Source organism: Kitasatospora sp. NPDC056783 (assembly GCF_042789895.1).
Taxonomy (GTDB): domain Bacteria; phylum Actinomycetota; class Actinomycetes; order Streptomycetales; family Streptomycetaceae; genus Kitasatospora.
Map to the genome: position 1 here is coordinate 1 of NZ_JBHUAF010000557.1, position 4,032 is coordinate 4,032.

Sequence of the window (4,032 nt, forward strand, 5' to 3'; positions counted from 1 at the left end):
GTCGGGCACTCACAGGGGGAGATCGCGGCGGCGTACGTGGCCGGCGCGTTGTCCCTGGAGGACGCCGCGAAGGTGGTGGCCCTGCGCAGCAAGGCGCTCGTCGCCCTGGCGGGCCAGGGCGGGATGGTCTCGGTCGGCCTCGGGCAGGAGCGGGCCGCCGAGTTCGTGGCCCGCTGGGACGGCCGGCTGACGGTGGCGGTGGTCAACTCGGCCGACAGCGTGGTGGTATCGGGTGATCTGGACGCGCTGGACGAACTGCTGGCGGCCTGTGAGGCCGACGGCGTCCGCGCCCGCCGCCTGCCCGTCGACTACGCCGCCCACTCCGCCCAGGTCGAGGCGGTCCGCGAGCAGCTGCTCACCGACCTCGCCGGGATCGAACCGAGGACCGCGGACGTCCCCTTCTACTCCACGGTGACCGGCGAGGAGATCGACACCTCCGCCCTCGACGCCGGCTACTGGTACCGCAACCTCCGCGAAACCGTGCTGTTCGACCGGACCGTCCGGCTGCTGCTCGCCTCGGGCCGCGACCCGGTCTTCGTCGAGATCAGCCCGCACCCGGTGCTCACGCCCGCGCTGGAGGAGTACGAGGCGGGTGTGGTGACCGGGACACTGCGTCGCGACCACGGCACCCCGGCCGAGTTCCTGGCCGCCGCGGCGCGGCTGTTCGTCGCCGGTGTGCCGGTGCGGTGGCCGTTCCCCGAAGGGGAGCCGGTGGCGCTGCCCACCTACCCCTTCCAGCGGACGCGGTTCTGGCTCGCCGCAGGCGCGGGAGACGTGTCCGCGGCCGGGCTCGACCCGGTGGACCACCCACTGCTCGGCGCCGCCGTCGAGGTGGGCGAGCAACGGGTCCTGACGGGCCGGCTCTCCCTGGCCACCCACCCCTGGCTCGCGGACCACTCCGTCCTGGGAACGGTCCTGCTGCCCGCGACGGCGTTCGTGGAACTGGTGGTGCACGCGGTCGGGGCGGCCGTCGAGGAACTGGTCCTGGAAGCGCCGCTGACGGTGCCCGCCGACGGTGCGGTGGACGTGCAGGTCGTCGTCGGCGAACCGGACGAGACCGGCCGCCGCACGGTCGACGTCCGCTCCCGTACGGACGGCTGGGTGCGGCACGCCACCGGCACGGTGAGCGGGCAGCCTGTGGCCGGGCGGGCCGTGGCCGGGCAGGAGCTGACGCACTGGCCGCCGGCCGGCGCGGAACCGGTCACCGGGCTCTACGACACGCTCGCCGCGGCGGGCTACGAGTACGGGCCGGCCTTCCAGGCCGTGCAGGCGGTGTGGCGCCGCGGCGCCGAGGTGTTCGCCGAGGTCACCGTGCCGGACGCGGCCCGGTTCTCCGTCCATCCGGCCCTGCTGGACGCCGCCCTGCAACCACTGGCGCTGCTGTCCGGCACGGAAGGCGACGTGCGGCTGCCGTTCTCGCTGGGCGGGATCGCGGTCCACCGCACCGGCGTGACCTCCGCGCGCGTGCGGCTGACGGTGGTGCGCCCCGGCACGTACGCCGTCCACCTGGCGGACCGGTCCGGCGAGCCCGTGGCGACCATCGAGGCGCTGACCACCCGCCCGATGGCCGAGCGCGGCCCGCTGTACGCCCTCGACTGGATTCCGCTGCCCCCCGGCGAAGGCGCGCTCGGCGACGCCGTCGTCTCGCCCGGCTCGGTCGCCGAGGCGCTGACGGCCGTCCAGGACTTCCTGGCCGGGCCCGGCGAACGGCTCGTGGTGCGCACCCGGGGCGCGGTCGCCGTCGTTCCCGGTGACCGGGTGAGCGACCCGGACGCCTCGGCCGTCTGGGGCCTGGTCCGGTCCGCGCAGTCCGAACACCCCGGCCGGTTCGTGCTCGTCGACGCCGACGAGCTGCCCGACGGCCTGTCGGTCGGCGACGAGGACCAGGTGGCGGTGCGCCGGGGGGCCGTCTACGCGCCCCGGCTCGTGCGCTCCGCACCGGAGGCGTTCGACGGACGGCTGACGCGGCCGGACACGGGCAGCCTGGACGACCTCGCCTTCCTGCCGTACGAGCAGGCCCCGCCCGGGCCCCGGGAGGTGCGCGTCGCCGTGCGGGCGGCCGGCCTGAACTTCCGGGACGTGCTGATCGCCCTCGGCGTCTACCCGGACCCGGCGCTGCTCGGCAGCGAGGGCGCGGGCGTCGTCACCGAGGTCGGCGCCGAGGTCACCGGGCTGCGGCCGGGTGACCGGGTCGCAGGGCTGCTGCCCGGCGCGTTCGGCCGGGTCGCCGTCGCCGACCACAGGGTGCTGGTGCGCATCCCCGACGAGTGGACGTTCACCCAGGCCGCCTCCGTGCCGATCGCGTTCCTGACCGCCTGGTACGGCCTGCGCGACCTGGGCGGGCTGAAGGCCGGTGACCGGGTGCTGATCCACGCCGGCACCGGCGGTGTCGGCATGGCGGCGATCCAGCTGGCCCGGCGGCTCGGGGCGGAGGTGTTCGCCACCGCCGGCCCGGCCAAGTGGGACGCGCTGCGCGCCCTGGGGCTGGACGAGGACCACATCGCCTCGTCCCGCACCCTGGAGTTCGCCGACCGGTTCGGACCCTTCGACGTGGTGCTGAACTCGCTGTCCGGCGAGTTCCTGGACGCCTCCTTGGGGCTGCTCGCACCCGGCGGGCGGTTCGTGGAGATGGGCAAGGCGGACATCAGGCCCGGCGTGCTGGCCTTCGACCTGGCCGACGCGGGACCGGAGCGGCTGGGGGAGATCCTGGCCGAGGCCGTCCGGCTGCTCGGCGCCGGCGAGCTGCGGCTGCCACCACTCACCACCTGGGACGTCCGCCGCGCGCGGGACGCCTTCCGGTTCATGAGCCGGGCCGCTCACGTCGGGAAGATCGTTCTCACGGTTCCCCAGCCGGTCGGCCCCGAGGGCACGGTGCTGATCACCGGTGGTACGGGGACGCTGGGGGGCCTGGTGGCCCGGCATCTGGTGGCGGAGCGGGGTGTGCGGCATCTGCTGCTGGTCAGCCGTCGGGGTGGCGGGGCGGCGTTGCGCGGGGAACTGGAGGGGCTGGGCGCGGAGGTGACGGTGGCGGCCTGTGACGTGGCCGACCGGGACGCGCTGGCGGCCGTGCTGGACGCGATCCCGGCGGAGCGTCCGCTGACCGCGGTCGTGCACGCGGCGGGTGTGCTCGACGATGCCGTGGTCGCGTCCCTGACCCCGGAGCGTCTCGCGGCGGTCTGGGAGCCCAAGGCTCGGGCGGCGTGGAACCTGCACGAACTCACCCGGGGACGGGACCTGACGGCGTTCGTCCTCTTCTCCTCGGCGGCCGGGACGCTCGGCAGCCCCGGGCAGGCGAACTACGCCGCGGCGAACGCGTACCTCGACGGCCTGGCCGCGTACCGGCGAGCACTCGGACTGCCGGGGGTGTCGCTGGCCTGGGGCCACTGGGCCGAGGCCAGCGGGCTGACCGGGCGGATGTCCGAGGCCGACGGTGAACGCCTCGCCCGCGCGGGGCTGCTGCCGATGGCGACCGACTACGGACTCGGGCTGTTCGACGGGGGCCTGGACAGCGCGGAACCGGCGGTGGTCGCGGCCCGGCTCAAGGTGTCCGCGCTGGGCGACCGGCCGGTGCTGCGCGCGCTGGCACGCGCCCGCAAACCGGTGCGGACCACCGGACTGGCGGGCCGGCTGGGATCGCTCCCCGAGGCCCGGCAACGCGAGATCCTGCTCGATCTGGTCAGCACCCACGCCTCGGCCGTGCTGGGGCGCGGCGACACCGCGGCCGTCGGCGCCGACCGAGCCTTCAAGGACCTGGGCTTCGACTCGCTCACCGCGGTGGAACTGCGCAACCGGCTCTCCACGGCGGTCGGGACCAGGCTGTCGGCGACGATGGTCTTCGACCACCCGACCCCGGCCCGGCTGGCCGAGTACCTGCGTGAGGTGGTTCTCGGCCAGGAGCGCCGGACGGTCGCGCCCGTGCCGGTCGGGGTGCCGGTGTCGGATGATCCGGTGGTCGTGGTGGGGCTGGGGGCCCGGTATCCGGGTGGGGTGGGGTCGGCGCAGGAGTTGTGGGACCTGGTCGCGGGTGGGGCG

At 75.5% G+C, this 4,032-nt stretch carries 1 protein-coding gene; it reads left to right on the forward strand.

The window, feature by feature from the left end:
* The coding region (locus tag ACFRMQ_RS38990; RefSeq protein WP_380735636.1) for an SDR family NAD(P)-dependent oxidoreductase at positions 1–4,032 on the forward strand (4,032 nt) is incomplete at both ends.